We start from the raw sequence: 17,218 nt of genomic DNA, 5'->3' as shown, positions 1-17,218 counted from the left end.
AAAAAGGGTGGCTAAAGCCACCCTTTTTTAACCCTCCTTAACCTGCCCCCGCATCACCGGCACCGGTAACCACGCGCGAATACTCAAACCACCCCGCTCGCTGGTGCCAATTTCCAGCAGTCCGTTATGGTTATCAACAATACGCTGCACAATCGCCAGGCCTAAGCCGGTGCCGCTGGTGCTGCGCGCGCTGTCGCCGCGCACGAACGGCTGGAACAGGTGCTTACGCTGTTCGGGCTTGATGCCCGGGCCATCGTCTTCCACCTGGAACCACGCGCGGTTAAGTTCCGTACCGCTGCTGACTTTAATCCAGCCGTTGCCGTAGCGCGCCGCGTTGACCACCATATTCGCGACCGCGCGTTTGATGGAGAGCGGGTGCATACGTACCTGAATCTCACCCGCCTGAAGGTCGGTGGCAATTTCACGTTCGTAGCCGCTTTCGGCGGCGACCACTTCCCCCAGCACCGCGTTCAGATCCGCCATCTCCATTGGCATCTCCTGCCCGGTGCGCAGGTAGTCGATAAACTGCTCGATGATGGCGTTACACTCTTCGATATCCTTGTTGATGGACTCGGCAAGATAGCCATCCTGTTCGCCCATCATCTCCGTCGCCAGGCGGATACGCGTCAGCGGCGTGCGTAAATCATGGCTGACGCCCGCCATCAGCAGCGTACGATCGTCCGCCAGCTGTTTGACGCCTGCGGCCATATGGTTAAACGCACGCGTTACCGAGCGCACTTCCGACGCGCCGTATTCACGCAGCGGCGGAGGAATAATGCCTTTACCGACCTGTAGGGCCGCATGCTCCAGGTCGACCAGCGGTCGGTTCTGGATACGGATAAACAGCCACGCGCCGCCGATGGCCAGCAGCATAATCGCCAGGGTGTAGCGGAACAGCGGCGAGAAGTCGCCCTGATGGATTTCGGTCAGCGGAACGCGCACCCAGATGTTGGGTGACAGCCAGGTTTTCAGCCAGACAACCGGCGAGCTTTTGTTGACCTCAACGCGTACTTCCGTCGGACCGCCAAGCTGCTGTGCCATCTGCTGGCTGAGAAATTCATAGTGCTGCGCCCAGCGCAGGCCCGCGTCTTCCGCCGCTTCGTTCGAATACAGTGAAATGCCCAGCTCGCGGTAGATTTCCCGACGGAACGCCGGGGGAACGACCAGCTGCGTGCCGTCCTCCAGCTGCAGCTTATCGGTCATCAACATACGCACTTCGTATGCCAGCACCTTATTAAACTGCTGAAGGCTCGGCAGGATCGCAAAGTTCAGCACCACCAGGTAGGTCGTCACCAGGCTGACGAACAGCAGGGTGACGATCAGTAACAGCGTGCGGGCAAACGAGCTTCGCGGCGAGAAGCGCATTCGCCTCATGCTTTAGAGCCGTCCGGGACGAACACGTAGCCCAGACCCCATACGGTCTGAATATAGCGAGGGTGCGCCGGATCTTCTTCCACCATGCGGCGCAGACGGGAAATCTGTACGTCGATAGAGCGCTCCATCGCGGAATATTCACGACCGCGCGCGAGGTTCATCAGCTTGTCACGGGAGAGCGGTTCGCGCGGGTGGCTGACCAGCGCTTTCAGTACCGCGAACTCGCCGTTGGTGAGCGGCATTGGCTCATCTTCACGGAACATCTCACGGGTGCCGAGGTTCAGCTTGAACTTACCGAATGCAATCACCGCCTCTTCCTGAGACGGCGCGCCAGGCAGCTCGTTCGCCTGACGACGCAGCACGGCGCGAATACGCGCCAGCAGCTCACGCGGGTTAAACGGTTTTGGAATGTAATCGTCAGCGCCGATTTCAAGGCCGACAATGCGGTCAACTTCTTCACCCTTCGCCGTCACCATGATGATCGGCATCGGGTTACTCTGGCTGCGCAGGCGGCGACAGATAGAGAGCCCGTCTTCGCCCGGCAGCATGAGGTCCAGCACCATCAGGTGGAAGGATTCACGCGTCAGCAGACGATCCATCTGTTCCGCGTTCGCGACGCTACGAACCTGGAAGCCCTGCTCTGTCAGATAACGTTCCAGCAGCGCACGCAGGCGCATGTCGTCATCTACGACCAGAATTTTGTAGTTCTCTTGCATTGTGTGTACTCCCAAAGGTTCGGATAGGCCTGGAACAGCGTATTCTAAAAAAGTGCACGTGTTCGACCAGCAAATTCTGGTATAAATTCTAGACGAAATTGTTACAAAGCATATTTAACAGCAGCTTATCTGTTCATTTCATCACATAAATCATTATTAATCTTGTCTGTTACACTGTGCGCTACGTATTGTGCGCAAAGACAGTTAACCGGCATTAAAGGCTGCACCATGAAAACGCCCCTGATCACCCGTGAAGGGTATGAGAAACTCAAAAAAGAGATGGATTACCTGTGGCGCGAAGAGCGTCCTGAAGTGACCAAAAAAGTCACCTGGGCGGCAAGCCTGGGCGATCGCAGCGAGAACGCGGACTACCAGTACAATAAAAAGCGCCTGCGCGAAATCGATCGCCGGGTGCGCTACCTGACCAAATGCCTCGAAAATCTCAAAATCGTCGATTACTCCCCGCAGCAGGAAGGTAAAGTGTTCTTCGGCGCCTGGGTGGAGATCGAAAATGATGACGGCAATACCCTGCGTTTTCGCATCGTCGGTTACGATGAAATTTTTGGTCGTAAGGATTACATTTCTATCGATTCGCCGATGGCCCGCGCCCTGCTGAAAAAAGAGGTGGGCGATTTAGCCATCGTCCAGACGCCCGCGGGTGAAGCAAGCTGGTACGTCAACGAAATCGAGTATGTTAAATAGTCCGAGAGCGCCCTCCCCGGCTGGCATTTTTCGGTGTCAGCCCGTATAACTATCCCCCTGATTTTCGATCCACAAGATGAACTGACCATGATGAAAGAGTCGCTCTGCCGCATTATTGCGGGTGATATTCAGGCCAGAGCCGAACAGGTAGAAGCTGCCGTTCGCCTGCTTGATGAAGGGAACACCGTGCCGTTTATTGCACGTTATCGTAAGGAAGTCACCGGCGGTCTGGATGACACGCAGCTGCGTAACCTGGAGACGCGTCTGGGCTATCTCCGCGAACTGGAAGACCGGCGTCAGGCGATCCTCAAGTCTATCGGCGAGCAGGGCAAGCTGACCAGTGAACTGGAACAAGCCATTAACGGTACCCTCAGCAAAACCGAACTCGAAGATCTCTATCTGCCGTACAAACCGAAGCGCCGCACGCGCGGGCAGATTGCGATTGAAGCAGGCCTTGAGCCGCTGGCCGACCTGCTGTGGAACGATCCGTCTCACGACCCGGAAACCGAAGCCGCCAGATTTATCGATGCCGACAAAGGCGTGGCGGACACCAAAGCCGCGCTGGACGGTGCACGTTACATCCTGATGGAGCGCTTCGCCGAAGACGCCGCGCTGCTGGCCAAAGTGCGTGACTATCTGTGGAAGAACGCGCATATCGTCGCCACCGTGGTGGCCGGCAAAGAGGAAGAAGGCGCGAAATTCCGCGACTACTTCGATCATCACGAACCCATTTCAACCGTACCGTCTCACCGCGCGCTGGCGATGTTCCGCGGCCGTAACGAGGGCGTACTGCAACTCTCCCTGAATGCCGATCCGCAGTTTGACGAGCCGCCAAAAGAGAGCCACTGCGAGCAGATCATTATCGATCACCTCGGCCTGCGCCTGAACAACGCTCCGGCGGACAGCTGGCGCAAAGGCGTGGTGAGCTGGACCTGGCGCATCAAGGTGCTGATGCATCTCGAAACCGAGCTGATGGGCACCGTACGCGAGCGCGCCGAAGACGAAGCGATTAACGTCTTCGCCCGTAACCTGCACGACCTGCTGATGGCCGCCCCCGCTGGCCTGCGCGCCACCATGGGTCTCGATCCGGGTCTGCGTACCGGCGTGAAGGTGGCCGTGGTTGACGGTACCGGCAAGCTGGTTGCCACCGACACCATTTACCCGCACACCGGCCAGGCAGCGAAGGCGGCGACGGTCGTGGCTGCGCTGTGTGAAAAATATAACGTTGAGCTGGTCGCCATCGGTAACGGTACGGCCTCCCGCGAAACCGAGCGTTTCTACCTCGACGTGCAGAAGCAGTTCCCGAAGGTAACGGCGCAGAAAGTGATCGTCAGCGAAGCGGGAGCGTCGGTCTATTCCGCCTCCGAGCTGGCGGCACAGGAGTTCCCGGATCTGGACGTTTCCCTGCGCGGTGCGGTCTCTATCGCCCGTCGTTTGCAGGATCCGCTGGCGGAGCTGGTGAAGATCGACCCGAAATCCATCGGCGTGGGCCAGTATCAGCACGACGTGAGCCAGACGCAGCTTGCGCGTAAGCTGGACGCGGTGGTGGAAGACTGCGTAAACGCCGTCGGCGTGGACCTGAACACCGCGTCCGTACCCCTGCTGACCCGCGTGGCAGGCCTGACCCGCATGATGGCGCAGAACATCGTCGCCTGGCGTGATGAAAACGGTCAGTTCCAGAACCGCCAGCAGTTACTTAAGGTTAGCCGCCTGGGGCCAAAAGCGTTTGAGCAGTGCGCGGGCTTCCTGCGCATTAACCACGGCGATAACCCGCTGGATGCCTCTACCGTTCACCCGGAAGCGTACCCGGTTGTAGAGCGTATTCTGGCCGCCACCCAGCAGGCGCTGAAAGATCTGATGGGCGACAGCAGCGCGCTGCGTAACCTGAAAGCCGTGGATTTCACCGACGAACAGTTCGGCGTGCCGACGGTCACCGACATCATCAAAGAGCTGGAAAAGCCGGGCCGCGATCCGCGTCCCGAGTTTAAAACCGCGACCTTTGCTGACGGCGTGGAAACCATGAACGACCTGCTGCCGGGCATGGTGCTGGAAGGCGCAGTTACGAACGTCACCAACTTTGGCGCGTTTGTGGATATCGGGGTGCATCAGGATGGTCTGGTGCATATCTCATCCCTCGCCGACAGGTTCGTGGAAGATCCACATACCGTGGTCAAAGCGGGCGACATCGTGAAGGTGAAGGTGCTGGAAGTGGATCTCCAGCGCAAGCGTATCGCCCTGACCATGCGTCTGGACGAGCAGCCGGGTGAAACCAACGCGCGCCGAGGCGGTAACGGCGGTGGCCGCGAACAGCAGCGTCCGGCAGCGAAGGCCGCGAAGCCGCGTGGACGTGACGCACAGCCGGCCGGCAACAGCGCCATGATGGATGCGCTGGCGGCGGCAATGGGTAAGAAACGCTGACCTCTCCCCTCACCCCGGCCCTCTCCCCAGAGGGGAGAGGGTGTTAAAGTCCCCTCTCCACTCTGGGGAGAGGGTTAGGGTGAGGGGAATAAATCATCTCGAAATATATGAAACCGATTGCATATCCATATTTAAACCACTAGTTATCACTCCGTTAACAAATAAATTTATTATCCCCTTCCGCGTAATTCCGTAAATATTGAGCAAGGTCAATCTGACCGCAAATTAATACGTTTAACAACATCCCGTCACATTTTTATTATTGCTGATAAAAACTATTCTCATTATCATCGCAGTGTAGATTATTTAACCTCTCGTGGAATCAGGCGCTATGCAATTCACTCCAGACAGTGCGTGGAAAATTATCGGTTTTACCCGTGAGATAAGCCCGGCCTACCGGCAGAAGCTGCTGTCACTGGGCATGCTGCCCGGCTCATCGTTCCAGGTGGTGCGCGTGGCGCCGTTGGGCGATCCTGTTCATATCGAAACCCGACGCGTAAATCTGGTTCTGCGTAAAAAAGACCTCGCATTAATTGAAGTTGAATCTCTATCCCGTTAACAAGCCAGCGGTTTTGGTGGGTCTAATACAATGAAAAAATTAACTATTGGCTTAATTGGCAATCCTAATTCCGGCAAGACAACATTATTCAATCAATTAACCGGCGCGCGCCAGCGAGTGGGAAACTGGGCAGGCGTAACGGTTGAACGTAAAGAAGGCCAGTTCACGACGACAGACAATCAGGTCACGCTGGTTGATTTGCCGGGAACCTATTCACTCACCACCATTTCTTCCCAGACCTCTCTCGATGAGCAGATCGCCTGCCACTATATTCTGAGCGGCGACGCGGATCTGTTAATCAACGTGGTAGATGCCTCCAATCTCGAGCGAAATCTCTATCTCACGTTACAGCTGCTGGAGCTGGGCATTCCCTGCATCGTGGCGCTTAACATGCTCGACATCGCAGAGAAGCAAAAGCTGCGCATCGACGTCGATGCCCTCTCCGCCCGTCTGGGCTGCCCGGTGGTTCCGCTGGTTTCTACCCGCGCGCGCGGCATTGACGCCCTGAAGCTGGCAATTGACCGCCACACGGGCAACGCCAACGTTGAGCTGGTGCACTACGCGCAGCCGCTGCTGCGCGAAGCCGGCCAGCTGGCGCAGGCGATGGACAACGCCATGCCTGCCAGACAGCGCCTGTGGCTTGGCCTGCAAATGCTGGAAGGGGATATCTACAGCCGCGCCTACGCAGGCGATGCGGCGGATAAGCTGGACGCTGCGCTGGCTCGCCTGAGCGACGAGCTGGACGATCCCGCTCTGCATATTGCGGATGCCCGCTATCAGGCCATCGCCGCGATCTGCGACGTGGTCAGCAACGCGTTAACCGCGGAGCCCAGCCGCTTTACCGCCGCAGTGGATAAAATCGTGCTCAACCGGTTCCTCGGTTTGCCGGTCTTTTTACTGGTAATGTACGTGATGTTCCTGCTCGCCATTAACATCGGCGGTGCACTGCAGCCGATCTTTGATGGCGGCTCTGTCGCTATTTTCGTGCACGGCATTCAGTGGCTGGGCTACACCCTCCACTTCCCGCAATGGCTGACCATTTTCCTTGCCCAGGGGATCGGCGGCGGTATCAACACCGTCCTGCCGCTGGTGCCGCAAATCGGCATGATGTACCTGTTCCTCTCCTTCCTTGAGGATTCCGGCTACATGGCGCGCGCGGCCTTCGTAATGGATCGCCTGATGCAGGCGCTGGGGCTGCCGGGCAAATCCTTCGTGCCGCTGATTGTCGGCTTTGGCTGTAACGTGCCGTCGGTAATGGGCGCCCGTACGCTGGACGCACCGCGTGAACGCCTGATGACCATCATGATGGCACCGTTCATGTCCTGCGGCGCGCGTCTGGCGATCTTCGCGGTGTTTGCCGCGGCGTTCTTTGGTCAGGAAGGGGCGCTGGCCGTCTTCTCCCTGTATGTGCTGGGTATCGTGATGGCTATCCTCACCGGCCTGATGCTGAAGCACACCATCATGCGCGGCGAAGCGTCGCCGTTCGTGATGGAGCTGCCGGTTTACCACGTTCCGCATCTGAAGAGCCTGGTAATTCAGACATGGCAGCGCCTGAAAGGCTTTGTGCTGCGCGCCGGTAAGGTGATTGTGGTGGTCAGCATTTTCCTGAGCGCCCTTAACAGCTTCACCCTGAGCGGCCAGGCGGCAGATAACATTAATGATTCTGCGCTTGCCTCCGTCAGCCGGATTATTACCCCGATCTTCAAACCGATTGGTGTTCAGGAGGACAACTGGCAGGCAACCGTGGGCCTGTTCACCGGCGCGATGGCAAAAGAAGTGGTGGTCGGCACCCTGAACACGCTCTACACCGCTGAGAATATTCAGGACGAGGAGTTTAATCCGGCAGCGTTCCACCTCGGTGATGAACTGCTCGGCGCGGCGGAAGAGACCTGGCAGAGCCTGAAAGACACCTTCAGCCTGAGCGTGCTGGCGAACCCGATTGAAGCCAGCAAGGGCGACGGCGAAATGGCGACCGGGGCAATGGGCGTGATGGGCCAGAAATTCGGCAGCGCGTCGGCGGCCTACAGCTACCTGATCTTCGTCCTGCTCTATATTCCGTGCATCTCGGTGATGGGGGCCATCGCCCGCGAGTCCAGCCGCGGCTGGATGGGCTTCTCCATTCTGTGGGGGCTGAACATTGCCTACTCGCTGGCGACCGTGTTTTACCAGGCCGTTAACTACGGGCAGCATCCGCGCTACAGCCTGGTCTGTATCCTGGCGGTGATCCTGTTTAACGTGATGGTGATTGGCCTGCTGCGCCGGGCGCGTAGCCGCGTTGACGTCAACCTGCTGGCGACGCGCAAAACCCCAACCACCTGCTGCAGCAGCCCTGCGGGCGACTGTCACTAAGGGGCAAACGGATGGCAACGTTGATTCAGGTACGTGACCTGCTGGCGCTACAGGGACGAATGGAGGCGAAGCAGCTCAGCCTCAGCCTGCATACGCCGCAGCCGATGATCGATGCCATGCTGGAAAGGCTGGAGGCGATGGGAAAAGCCGTGCGCATTCAGGAAGAGCCGGACGGTTGTCTGTCCGGCAGTTGTAAAAGTTGTCCGGAAGGTAAAGCCTGCCTCAGGGAGTGGTGGACGCTTCGCCAGTAAAGGAGCACAGCGCCGAACAAAACTCAGCAGGATGAGAGATGAACGGCGCGTGTGCCGCTTTGGCAACCACCAGCGACTGGCTCTCCGGCCACAGCGCGTCCAGCAGCGGAACCACCCTGCGCGGCACCAGCCCATCCAGATAGCCATAAATACGCAGATGCGGTACCGCCAGCGACGCCAGCGGCTCGCGCAGATCGACCGTCTTCAGGATCTCCAGCCCACCGTTCAGCACGTCAACTTCCGGCATCGGCAGGGAAAGCACCGTCTGTTTCAGCGTCCGCGCGTCCTGCCGGGCGGTCTCCGTCCCCATAGTTTGTAGCGCCAGAAAACGCTCCACCGTCCGCTGGAAGTCTTCGCTCAGCTGGTGCTGGAATCCGGCCAGCACCTCAGGCTTGATGCCCGGCCACGCCTCGCGGGCGCTGAAGCACGGTGATGACGCCACCGTCACCAGCGCCTGAACCCGCTCAGGATGGTTCAGCGCAATCTGGCTTGCCACCAGCCCGCCCAGGCTCCAGCCGAGCCAGACGGCTTTTTGCGGCGCGGCATCCAGAACCTGCTCCGCCATCTCGTCGAGCGTCATCGCGCCGTAGCCGTGGCTGCGGCCATACCCCGGCAGATCGACCAGATGTACCGTGAACTGCGAGGCCAGTTCCTCACTTATGCAACGCCACACTTCGGCGTTCAGTCCCCATCCGTGCAGCAGCACAAGATGACAATTTCCCGTCCCTACGGTCTGCCACCACAGCGTCTTCATCAGTTAACGTTCTCTTTTTTCACATGGAGGTTACGTATGCTAACAGTGCCCGGCTTGTGCTGGCTATGCCGAATGCCGCTTGCGCTAAGCGCGTGGGGCGTCTGTTCCGTCTGCACGCGAGCTGTGGGCTGCCTGAAGGGCTGCCCGCAGTGCGGCTTGCCTGCCGTCAGCCAGACGCTCCCCTGTGGACGATGCCTTAAAAAAGCGCCGCCGTGGAGTGCGCTCGTGGCGGTGGATGATTACGTTTTACCGCTGAGCCGTCTGATTCATCAGTTCAAGTTTTCCAGCCAGAGCGCGCTGGCGCAGCCGCTGGCACGCCTCCTGTTACTGGCGGTGCTTCAGGCGCGGCGAACGCGCGGGCTGCCGCAGGTCGACGCGATCGTGAACGTGCCCCTCTTTCAGCGTCGCCACTGGCGGCGCGGCTACAATCAGAGCGACCTGCTGTGCCGTCCGCTCGCCCGCTGGCTGGGTTGCCGCTACCCAGCCTCTGCGCTGACGCGCGTCCACGCCACCGCCCTTCAGCACCGGCTCAACGCCCGGTCGCGCAAAAGGAACCTGAAAAACGCCTTTCGCCTTGAATTGCCGGTTAGCGGCCTCCATATCGCGATTGTGGATGATGTCGTCACGACGGGCAGTACCGTTGCTGAACTTTCCCGACTGCTTTTGCAAAGCGGCGCCGCGTCAGTTCAGGTATGGTGTCTGTGCCGTACCTTGTAGCCCTTCTTCAATGGGCGTATGATTATACCCAGGTAATTTAGTCAACTATTAGGCCAAAGCTATGATCCGTATTTCCGATTCTGCACAAGCGCACTTTGCCAAACTGCTGGCAAATCAGGAAGAAGGGACGCAGATCCGCGTGTTTGTGATCAATCCAGGCACTCCGAATGCAGAATGTGGTGTCTCGTATTGTCCTCCGGACGCTGTGGAAGCAACCGACACTGCCCTTAAATTTGAGCAGCTCACCGCTTACGTCGATGAACTGAGCGCGCCGTATCTTGAAGATGCGGAAATCGACTTTGTCACCGACCAGCTGGGTTCTCAGCTGACCCTGAAGGCACCGAACGCGAAAATGCGTAAAGTGTCTGACGATGCGCCGCTGATGGAGCGCGTGGAGTATCTGCTGCAGTCCCAGATCAACCCGCAGCTGGCGGGCCACGGCGGTCGCGTTTCCCTGATGGAAATCACCGAAGACGGTCTGGCTATCCTGCAGTTCGGCGGCGGCTGTAACGGCTGCTCCATGGTCGATGTCACCCTGAAAGAAGGGATCGAGAAGCAGCTGCTGAACGAATTCCCTGAGCTTAAGGGCGTACGCGATCTGACCGAACACCAGCGCGGCGAGCACTCTTACTACTGATTCCGTGCCCGTCCGTATTGCCCGGTAGCGCTACGCTTACCGGGCCGACCCTCCTCCTGCCTCCCGCCTCTATATGTTGACCTGCGTCGCATAATTTAAATTTTGCCATCCTGGGTGATTCTCAACCGCTCTATGTTACCCGTATCATTCCCATGGGCACTCAACACCCTTATAACAGCCGACTAAACTTAACGGTTTCGCAGGCATCAGTATGAGTGCCGTTATCGCTCTGTTCCCAGTTGGGACAACCGGAATTTGTCGTTGAAACAATGACGTTACCCATAACAATTCAAAGGCCAGGTCAATCATGCCATTAGTCATCGTCGCTATCGGTGTTGTGTTATTACTGCTCTTGATGATCCGCTTCAAAATGAACGGATTTATCGCTCTGGTTCTGGTGGCACTTGCAGTCGGTCTGATGCAGGGAATGCCGCTGGTTAAGGTTATCAGCTCCATCAAAGCCGGCGTCGGCGGTACGCTCGGCAGCCTGGCGCTGATCATGGGCTTCGGCGCCATGCTCGGTAAAATGCTGGCGGACTGCGGGGGCGCGCAGCGTATCGCCACCACGCTGATTGAGAAATTTGGTAAGCAGCACATTCAGTGGGCGGTGGTGTTAACCGGCTTTACCGTCGGCTTCGCGCTGTTCTATGAGGTGGGCTTCGTGCTGATGCTGCCGCTGGTGTTTACCATCGCCGCCGCCGCCAACATCCCGCTGCTGTTCGTGGGTGTACCAATGGCAGCAGCGCTGTCCGTGACCCACGGCTTCCTGCCGCCGCACCCGGGCCCAACCGCTATCGCCACCATTTTCCATGCCGATATGGGTAAAACCCTGCTGTTCGGTACGATTCTGGCGATCCCAACGGTTATCCTGGCAGGCCCCGTTTATGCCCGCTTCCTGAAAGGCATTGATAAGCCAATCCCGGAAGGGCTGTACAGCGCCAAAACCTTCACCGAAGAAGAGATGCCTGGCTTTGGCGTCAGCGTCTGGACCTCGCTGGTGCCGGTGATCCTGATGGCGATGCGTGCCGTAGCGGAGATGGTTCTGCCAAAAGGCCACGCGTTCCTGGCCGTTGCCGAGTTCCTGGGCGACCCGGTGATGGCAACGCTGATTGCGGTGCTGATCGCCATGTTCACCTTCGGGCTTAACCGCGGTCGCTCCATGGATCAGATCAACGACACGCTGACCTCATCCATCAAAATCATTGCCATGATGCTGCTGATTATCGGCGGTGGCGGTGCGTTCAAGCAGGTGCTGGTCGACAGCGGCGTGGATAAATACATCGCGGCCATGATGCATGAAACCAACGTGTCGCCGCTCCTGATGGCCTGGTCTATCGCCGCGGTTCTGCGTATCGCGCTGGGCTCTGCAACCGTTGCGGCAATCACCGCAGGCGGTATCGTTGCGCCGCTGATCGCTACAACGGGCGTCAGCCCTGAGCTGATGGTTATCGCGGTAGGTTCCGGTAGCGTGATTTTCTCCCACGTGAACGATCCGGGCTTCTGGCTGTTCAAGGAGTACTTTAACCTGACCATCGGTGAAACCATCAAGTCCTGGTCCGCGCTGGAAACCATTATTTCGGTGTGTGGTCTGGTCGGGGTGCTGCTGTTGAATATGGTGGTCTGACTTCCCTCACAGAGACTCGATCGGTTCCCTCTCCCCGTTGGGGAGAGGGTTAGGGTGAGGGGCAAATTACCGCTTCTTGCCCACCGCCCTTCTGCGCTTATCCAGATCCTTAATCAGCCTGTTTACCCCGTCATCGGCAAACATCTTCTCAAGCGTTGTGGACAGCTTGCGGCGCCAGTTCTTGTACTGATAGCTGGTTCCCGGAATGTTCACCGGCTCCGCCATATCAATCCAGTCTTCCGGCTGCAGACCAAGTAAGGCGCTGTTGCTGTCGGCAATGTAGCGCTGTAAGCCACGGTTAAGCGTTGGGGTCATCGACATCAGCGACGCCTTATGCCCGGCGCGCTTCGGCAGACAGCCATGCTTGTGCAGCGCGTCCAGCAGCCCCTGCTTCGCCAGCTCGCGATCCTGATACAGGCCGCGAAGGACCTCTTCATCAGGATAAAGCCCCAGCGTTTTGCCAAGGGTCAGATCGCCGCTTTCCCAATAGCCACGAAGCGTAGGAAGGTCATGCGTCGTCGCGACTGCCATTGACTGCTCAGGGTACGCTTTCGGCGCGCGGAAGGTTTTCTCATGGTCGTTTTCAAAATAGAGCACTTTGTAGGAGTAGACGCCGCTGTCGCGGAGCTTGCTGACAATCTCCACCGGCACGGTACCGAGATCTTCACCGATCACCATGCACTGGTGACGTTTGCTCTCCAGCGCGAGGATCGACAGGAGATCGTCAACCGGATACTGCACGTACGCCCCGTGGTCTGCCGTTTCACCATACGGGATCCACCACAGACGCAGCACGGACATCACGTGGTCGATACGCAGCGCGCCGCAGTTCTGCATGTTAGCGCGCAGCAGGTCGATAAACGGCTCGTAGGCGCGCGCCGCCATGACGTGCGGATCCATCGGCGGCAGGCCCCAGTTCTGACCGAGCGGGCCAAGGATATCCGGCGGCGCACCGACGGAGGCCTTCAGGCAGTAAAGCTCACGATCGCACCAGGTTTCCGCGCCGCCTTCCGCCACGCCCACGGCCAGATCGCGATACAGCCCGATCGGCATCTTATAGCCCTGGCTCACCTGCCAGCAGGCGGCAAACTGGCTGTACGCCAGCCACTGCAGCCAGAGATAGAAATCCACCTCGTCGGCGTGCGTTTCACAGAACGCCTTCACTTCCGGGGTATCAACGGACTGATACGCTTTCGGCCATACCGGCCAGCCCCAGCGCATCTCGTCCTCCTGCACCTGATAAGCGTGCAGCGCATCAAACGCCGCCTGCCAGTAAAGGCTCTCGCCTTCCTGCATCACAAACTGGCGGAAGGCTGCCATCTGCTCGTCGTCACGCTTCGCAAAGCCCTTCCACGCCAGACGCAGGGCCGCCATTTTCAGGGCGGTAACGGTGGCGTAATCAACCCAGTCCGCGTCGCGAGCCTGTTTCAGCATGTGCTGCGTGGTCTCAAGCTTCCACCAGGCCTGCGCCTCTTTGCTGTTTTTAAAATCCTCTAACGCGTTAACGTCGATGTAAATGACGTTCAGCCAGCGACGGGAAGAGGGGCTGTACGGGCTGGCGCTTTCCGGGTTGGCCGGATAGAGCGCGTGGATCGGGTTAAGGCCGATAAATGCCCCGCCGCGCTCGCCAACGTCCACCAGCATCTTTTTCAGATCGCCGAAATCGCCGATGCCCCAGTTGCTGTCCGAGCGCAGGGTGTAGAGCTGCACGCAGGCCCCCCACAGCTTTTTGCCTTCGAGCAGCGCCTGCGGCTCATAGCAGCGCTTTGGCGCCACGATCACCCGGCAGTGAAAACGCTGGTCGTCCCGGGTGAGCGTTAAGGTGTGGTAGCCCTCCGGCAGCTTCGCCGGAAGGTTAAGCGTTTTGCCGCCGGTGGCCTGGCCTTTGTGCTGATGCCCCTCTTCGGTAGTGAGCAGCCAGCTGAACTCGCCGCGCCCTTCCACCGCCAGCGGCATCTTTTTGCCTGCGGTAAAGACCTTCACGTTCGGCACCGGCGCAGCCGACGCTTTCGCGTCGGTTTTGTGCATGGCATCCAGCAAACGTCGTTTGGTATCCGCACCAATTGACTGCGGTTTGCCGTGCGCGTTGATGTAACTGAGGCTAATTCCCGCCGCCTGCGCGGCACTGTCCAGACGTTTACTCTCCATCGCGCTTCCTTAGCGTTTTGCCTGCCAGATACGGGCCTGATAATCACGGATTGAGCGGTCAGAGCTGAACATGCCGCAGCGCGCGGTGTTCAGGATGCACGCGCGGGTCCACGCTTCCTGGTCGCGATAGAGCACGTCGACCTGCTTCTGCGCTTCAAGGTAAGCCGTGAAGTCAGCCATGACCAGGTACGGGTCGCCGCCCTGTTTGTCCATGCTGTGCAGCATCTGGTCAAACGCGTGCCTGTCGCCATCGCTGTACTTACCGCTTTCCAGCTCTTTCAGCACCGCATCCAGCACTTTGTCTTTTTTACGCCATTTCACCGGGTCGTAACCTTTGGCTTTGATGGCTTTCACTTCTTCAACAGTATGGCCGAAGATAAAGATGTTCTCTTCACCGACCTTCTCCGCGATTTCAACGTTCGCGCCGTCCAGCGTGCCGACGGTCAGGGCGCCGTTCAGCGCCAGCTTCATGTTGCCGGTACCGGACGCTTCTTTACCGGCGGTCGAAATCTGCTCAGAGATATCCGCCGCCGGGATCAGCATCTCAGCCGCAGAGACGCAGTAGTCCGGCAGGAACACCACCTTCAGCTTGTCGCCCACCTTCGGGTCGTTGTTGATCGCCGCCGCCACTTTATTAATGGCGAGGATAATGTTTTTCGCCAGGTAATAGCCCGGCGCCGCTTTCGCACCGAACAGGAACACGCGCGGCACGCGGTCGGCCTGCGGGTTCTCACGGATCTCTTTATACAGCGCGAGGATGTGCAGCAGGTTCAGGTGCTGGCGTTTGTACTCGTGCAGGCGCTTGATCTGGATGTCGAAAATCGCATTCGGGTTGATGACAATCCCGGTACGCATTTTCACAAACTCCGCGAGACGAACCTTGTTCTCCCGCTTGATGGCGCGGTACTCTTCGCGGAACGCTGCGTCGTCAGCGTATTTTTCCAGGTTAATCAGCTGGTCCAGATCGTTGGCCCACTCTTTCTTGAGGGTTTTATCCAGCAGACCGGCCAGCAGCGGGTTGCACTGCTTGATCCAGCGACGCGGCGTAATGCCGTTGGTCACGTTGTGGAATTTGGTCGGCCACAGCTGGTGATATTCCGGGAACAGATCCTTCACCACCAGATCCGAGTGCAGCGCGGCCACGCCGTTTACCGCAAACCCGCTCACCACGCACATGTTCGCCATGCGTACCTGCTTGTCGTGCACCACGGCCAGCTTCGCCCAGACGGCCTTATCGCCCGGCCAGGTTTTCTCCACCAGCGTTTTGAACCGATCGTTAATCTTATTGATGATCTGCATATGGCGCGGCAGCAGCGTTTTCACCAGCTTCTCATCCCAGCACTCCAGCGCTTCCGGCATCAGGGTGTGGTTGGTGTAGGCGAAGGTGCGGCTGGTGATTGCCCAGGCGTCGTCCCAGCTCAGCTGATGCTCGTCGATCAGCACGCGCAGCAGTTCCGGAATGGCGATGGTTGGGTGGGTGTCGTTCAGCTGGATGACCTCGAAGTCAGGCAGCTGCGCCAGCGTGCGGCCCGCCAGGTGGTGGCGGCGCAGAATGTCCGCCACGGAGCAGGCGCACTGGAAGTACTGCTGCATCAGACGCAGCTTTTTGCCCGCCAGATGGTTGTCGTTCGGGTAGAGCACTTTGGTCAGCTTCTCGGCGTCAATACCCTGCTGCTCGGCGCGCAGGAAATCACCGTCGTTGAATTTGGTCAGGTTGAACGGATGCGCGTGCTTCGCCTGCCACAGTCGCAGCGGCTGCGCCACGCCGTTACGGTAACCGAGCACCGGCAGATCCCAGGCTTCGCCGGTGAGGGTGAACGCCGGCTCCCAGAGGCCCTGCTTCGTGACTTTACCGCCAATCCCTACCTGCACGTCCAGCTGCGCGTTGTGGCGGAACCACGGATAGGTATTGCGGTGCCAGTCGTCCGGCGCTTCCATCTGGTGACCGTCGGCAAACGACTGACGGAACAGGCCATACTGATAGTTCAGGCCATAGCCAATGGCGGACTGGCCCACCGTAGCCATGGAGTCCAGGAAACAGGCTGCCAGACGTCCCAGACCACCGTTGCCCAGCGCCGGATCAGTCTCTTCTTCGAGCAGATCGGTCAAATTAATGTCGTGTTCTTTCAGCACATCACCGACGTCCTGATACCAGCCAAGGTTCAGCAGGTTATTGCCCGTCAGGCGACCAATCAGGAACTCCATCGAGATGTAGTTGACGTGGCGCTGGCCTTTAACGGGCTTCGCCACGGGCTGAGCATCCAGCTGCTCTGCGAGCGCCCCGCTCACCGCCTGCCACCACTGGTGCGGCGTCATCTCGCTTGCAGCTTGAAGGCCAAAACGCTGCCACTGACGCGTCAGGGCAGCCTGAAATTGAGCTTTGTTGAAAGTAGGCTGTGACATAGGGAATCGGCATCCTGTAGAGAGAAAACACATTTGGCGCTAGTGTGCCTGGCTCATTGCGCCTCTTCCTCCTCCTGTCGGGGATTAGGCAGGGAGGAGTAGCGGGGATGAGCATAAAAGTGTGATCGAGGCCACTCTGTGAGTGTGCTTTGCGGGGAAAAAGATATCCCGGAGCGTGTCAAAAAAATGAAATGCGGTTTCGGGGGAAATTAATCCTCCCTGAAATGATTACTTACCTGGAATAATATTTTCGGACGCGGAGGATAATTAAGTACCGCGATGAAGTCCCTGAAACGTTACCCTGACTTTATTAACTTTTCCGTCATTATCTCTTTCTGAAACCAGTTTCAGCGAAGCCTTTCTCCACGCATTCAAACCAGCAGCGGCGCGGCATCCAGCCCTGAATGAGAAAGTTCCAACATTCCGGATAATGTTTTGTGACACAGTGCAAATTCACGGGTACAAAACCCAGACATAACTTGCAATAGTTCCTTTATTGGCCGAACTTATAGGCATTAATTACGAAGCGCAAAAAAAATAATTTCTCTCGTTCCCCACAGTGAAGT

General features: G+C 58.3%; 13 protein-coding genes. 8 read left to right on the top strand and 5 right to left on the bottom strand.

All coding sequences use genetic code 11. From position 1 onward, the window contains the following. Nucleotides 1–27: 27 nt before the first annotated feature. Both envZ and ompR read right to left on the bottom strand, forming a co-directional pair. Complete coding sequence (gene envZ / locus HWQ14_RS06750) at nt 28–1,374, bottom strand: two-component system sensor histidine kinase EnvZ (protein WP_148420584.1); 1,347 nt, start codon at nt 1,372–1,374, stop codon at nt 28–30. Next, nucleotides 1,371–2,090 carry an osmolarity response regulator transcription factor OmpR gene (ompR, locus tag HWQ14_RS06745; protein WP_176609310.1) on the bottom strand — a complete coding sequence of 240 codons (720 nt, stop codon included), beginning with the start codon at nt 2,088–2,090 and terminating at the stop codon, nt 1,371–1,373. The genes envZ and ompR overlap by 4 nt, the downstream gene beginning before the upstream one ends. A 228-nt stretch (nt 2,091–2,318) precedes the next feature. Between ompR and greB the strand changes: the two genes are divergently transcribed. The 5 genes from greB to feoC all read left to right on the top strand — a co-directional run bounded on the left by greB (nt 2,319) and on the right by feoC (nt 8,369). Beyond that, nucleotides 2,319–2,792 (top strand): transcription elongation factor GreB, encoded by a 474-nt coding sequence (greB, locus tag HWQ14_RS06740; RefSeq protein ID WP_148420583.1) that lies wholly within the window; start codon nt 2,319–2,321, stop codon nt 2,790–2,792. Nucleotides 2,793–2,879: 87 nt separating this feature from the next. After that, a complete protein-coding gene (locus tag HWQ14_RS06735) occupies nt 2,880–5,210 on the top strand; it encodes a Tex family protein (RefSeq protein ID WP_176611162.1) in 2,331 nt (776 codons plus the stop codon). 331 nt (nt 5,211–5,541) lie between these two features. Then, nucleotides 5,542–5,769, top strand: a complete 228-nt coding sequence (feoA, locus tag HWQ14_RS06730) for a ferrous iron transporter A (RefSeq protein ID WP_003861611.1) — start codon at nt 5,542–5,544, stop codon at nt 5,767–5,769. A 30-nt stretch (nt 5,770–5,799) separates the two neighbouring features. Continuing rightward, the gene (feoB, locus tag HWQ14_RS06725) at nt 5,800–8,118 is read left to right on the top strand and encodes a Fe(2+) transporter permease subunit FeoB (protein ID WP_176609309.1); all 2,319 of its coding nucleotides are present in this window, start codon (nt 5,800–5,802) and stop codon (nt 8,116–8,118) included. 11 nt (nt 8,119–8,129) lie between these two features. Beyond that, nucleotides 8,130–8,369: a [Fe-S]-dependent transcriptional repressor FeoC gene (gene feoC, locus HWQ14_RS06720; protein ID WP_148420581.1), complete on the top strand. Its 240-nt coding sequence runs from the start codon at nt 8,130–8,132 to the stop codon at nt 8,367–8,369. Here the strand turns inward: feoC and bioH are convergent. Beyond that, nucleotides 8,341–9,123 (bottom strand): pimeloyl-ACP methyl ester esterase BioH, encoded by a 783-nt coding sequence (gene bioH, locus HWQ14_RS06715; RefSeq protein ID WP_176609308.1) that lies wholly within the window; start codon nt 9,121–9,123, stop codon nt 8,341–8,343. The two genes, feoC and bioH, sit on opposite strands and share 29 nt — an antisense overlap. 36 nt (nt 9,124–9,159) lie before the next feature. Between bioH and gntX the strand changes: the two genes are divergently transcribed. The 3 genes from gntX (at nt 9,160) to gntT (ending at nt 12,101) form a co-directional block, all read left to right on the top strand. Further along, a complete protein-coding gene (gene gntX, locus HWQ14_RS06710) occupies nt 9,160–9,840 on the top strand; it encodes a DNA utilization protein GntX (protein WP_176609307.1) in 681 nt (226 codons plus the stop codon). 61 nt (nt 9,841–9,901) lie between these two features. After that, nucleotides 9,902–10,477 carry a Fe-S biogenesis protein NfuA gene (nfuA, locus tag HWQ14_RS06705; protein ID WP_003861601.1) on the top strand — a complete coding sequence of 192 codons (576 nt, stop codon included), beginning with the start codon at nt 9,902–9,904 and terminating at the stop codon, nt 10,475–10,477. 307 nt (nt 10,478–10,784) lie between these two features. Beyond that, on the top strand, nt 10,785–12,101 hold the full coding sequence (gene gntT / locus HWQ14_RS06700; RefSeq protein WP_148420578.1) for a gluconate transporter: 1,317 nt from the start codon (nt 10,785–10,787) through the stop codon (nt 12,099–12,101). 66 nt (nt 12,102–12,167) lie between these two features. On the opposite strand, the gene malQ is transcribed toward gntT, so the two are convergent. Next, a complete protein-coding gene (malQ, locus tag HWQ14_RS06695) occupies nt 12,168–14,249 on the bottom strand; it encodes a 4-alpha-glucanotransferase (RefSeq protein WP_148420577.1) in 2,082 nt (693 codons plus the stop codon). Nucleotides 14,250–14,258: 9 nt separating this feature from the next. Beyond that, nucleotides 14,259–16,652, bottom strand: a complete 2,394-nt coding sequence (gene malP / locus HWQ14_RS06690; protein WP_176609306.1) for a maltodextrin phosphorylase — start codon at nt 16,650–16,652, stop codon at nt 14,259–14,261. Between the last annotated feature and the right edge of the window lie 566 nt (nt 16,653–17,218).

The sequence above is a fragment of the Enterobacter cloacae genome (genome assembly GCF_013375935.1).
In the GTDB taxonomy this organism is placed as follows: domain Bacteria; phylum Pseudomonadota; class Gammaproteobacteria; order Enterobacterales; family Enterobacteriaceae; genus Enterobacter; species Enterobacter pasteurii.
This window is presented reverse-complemented; position numbering and strand designations above follow the sequence as displayed.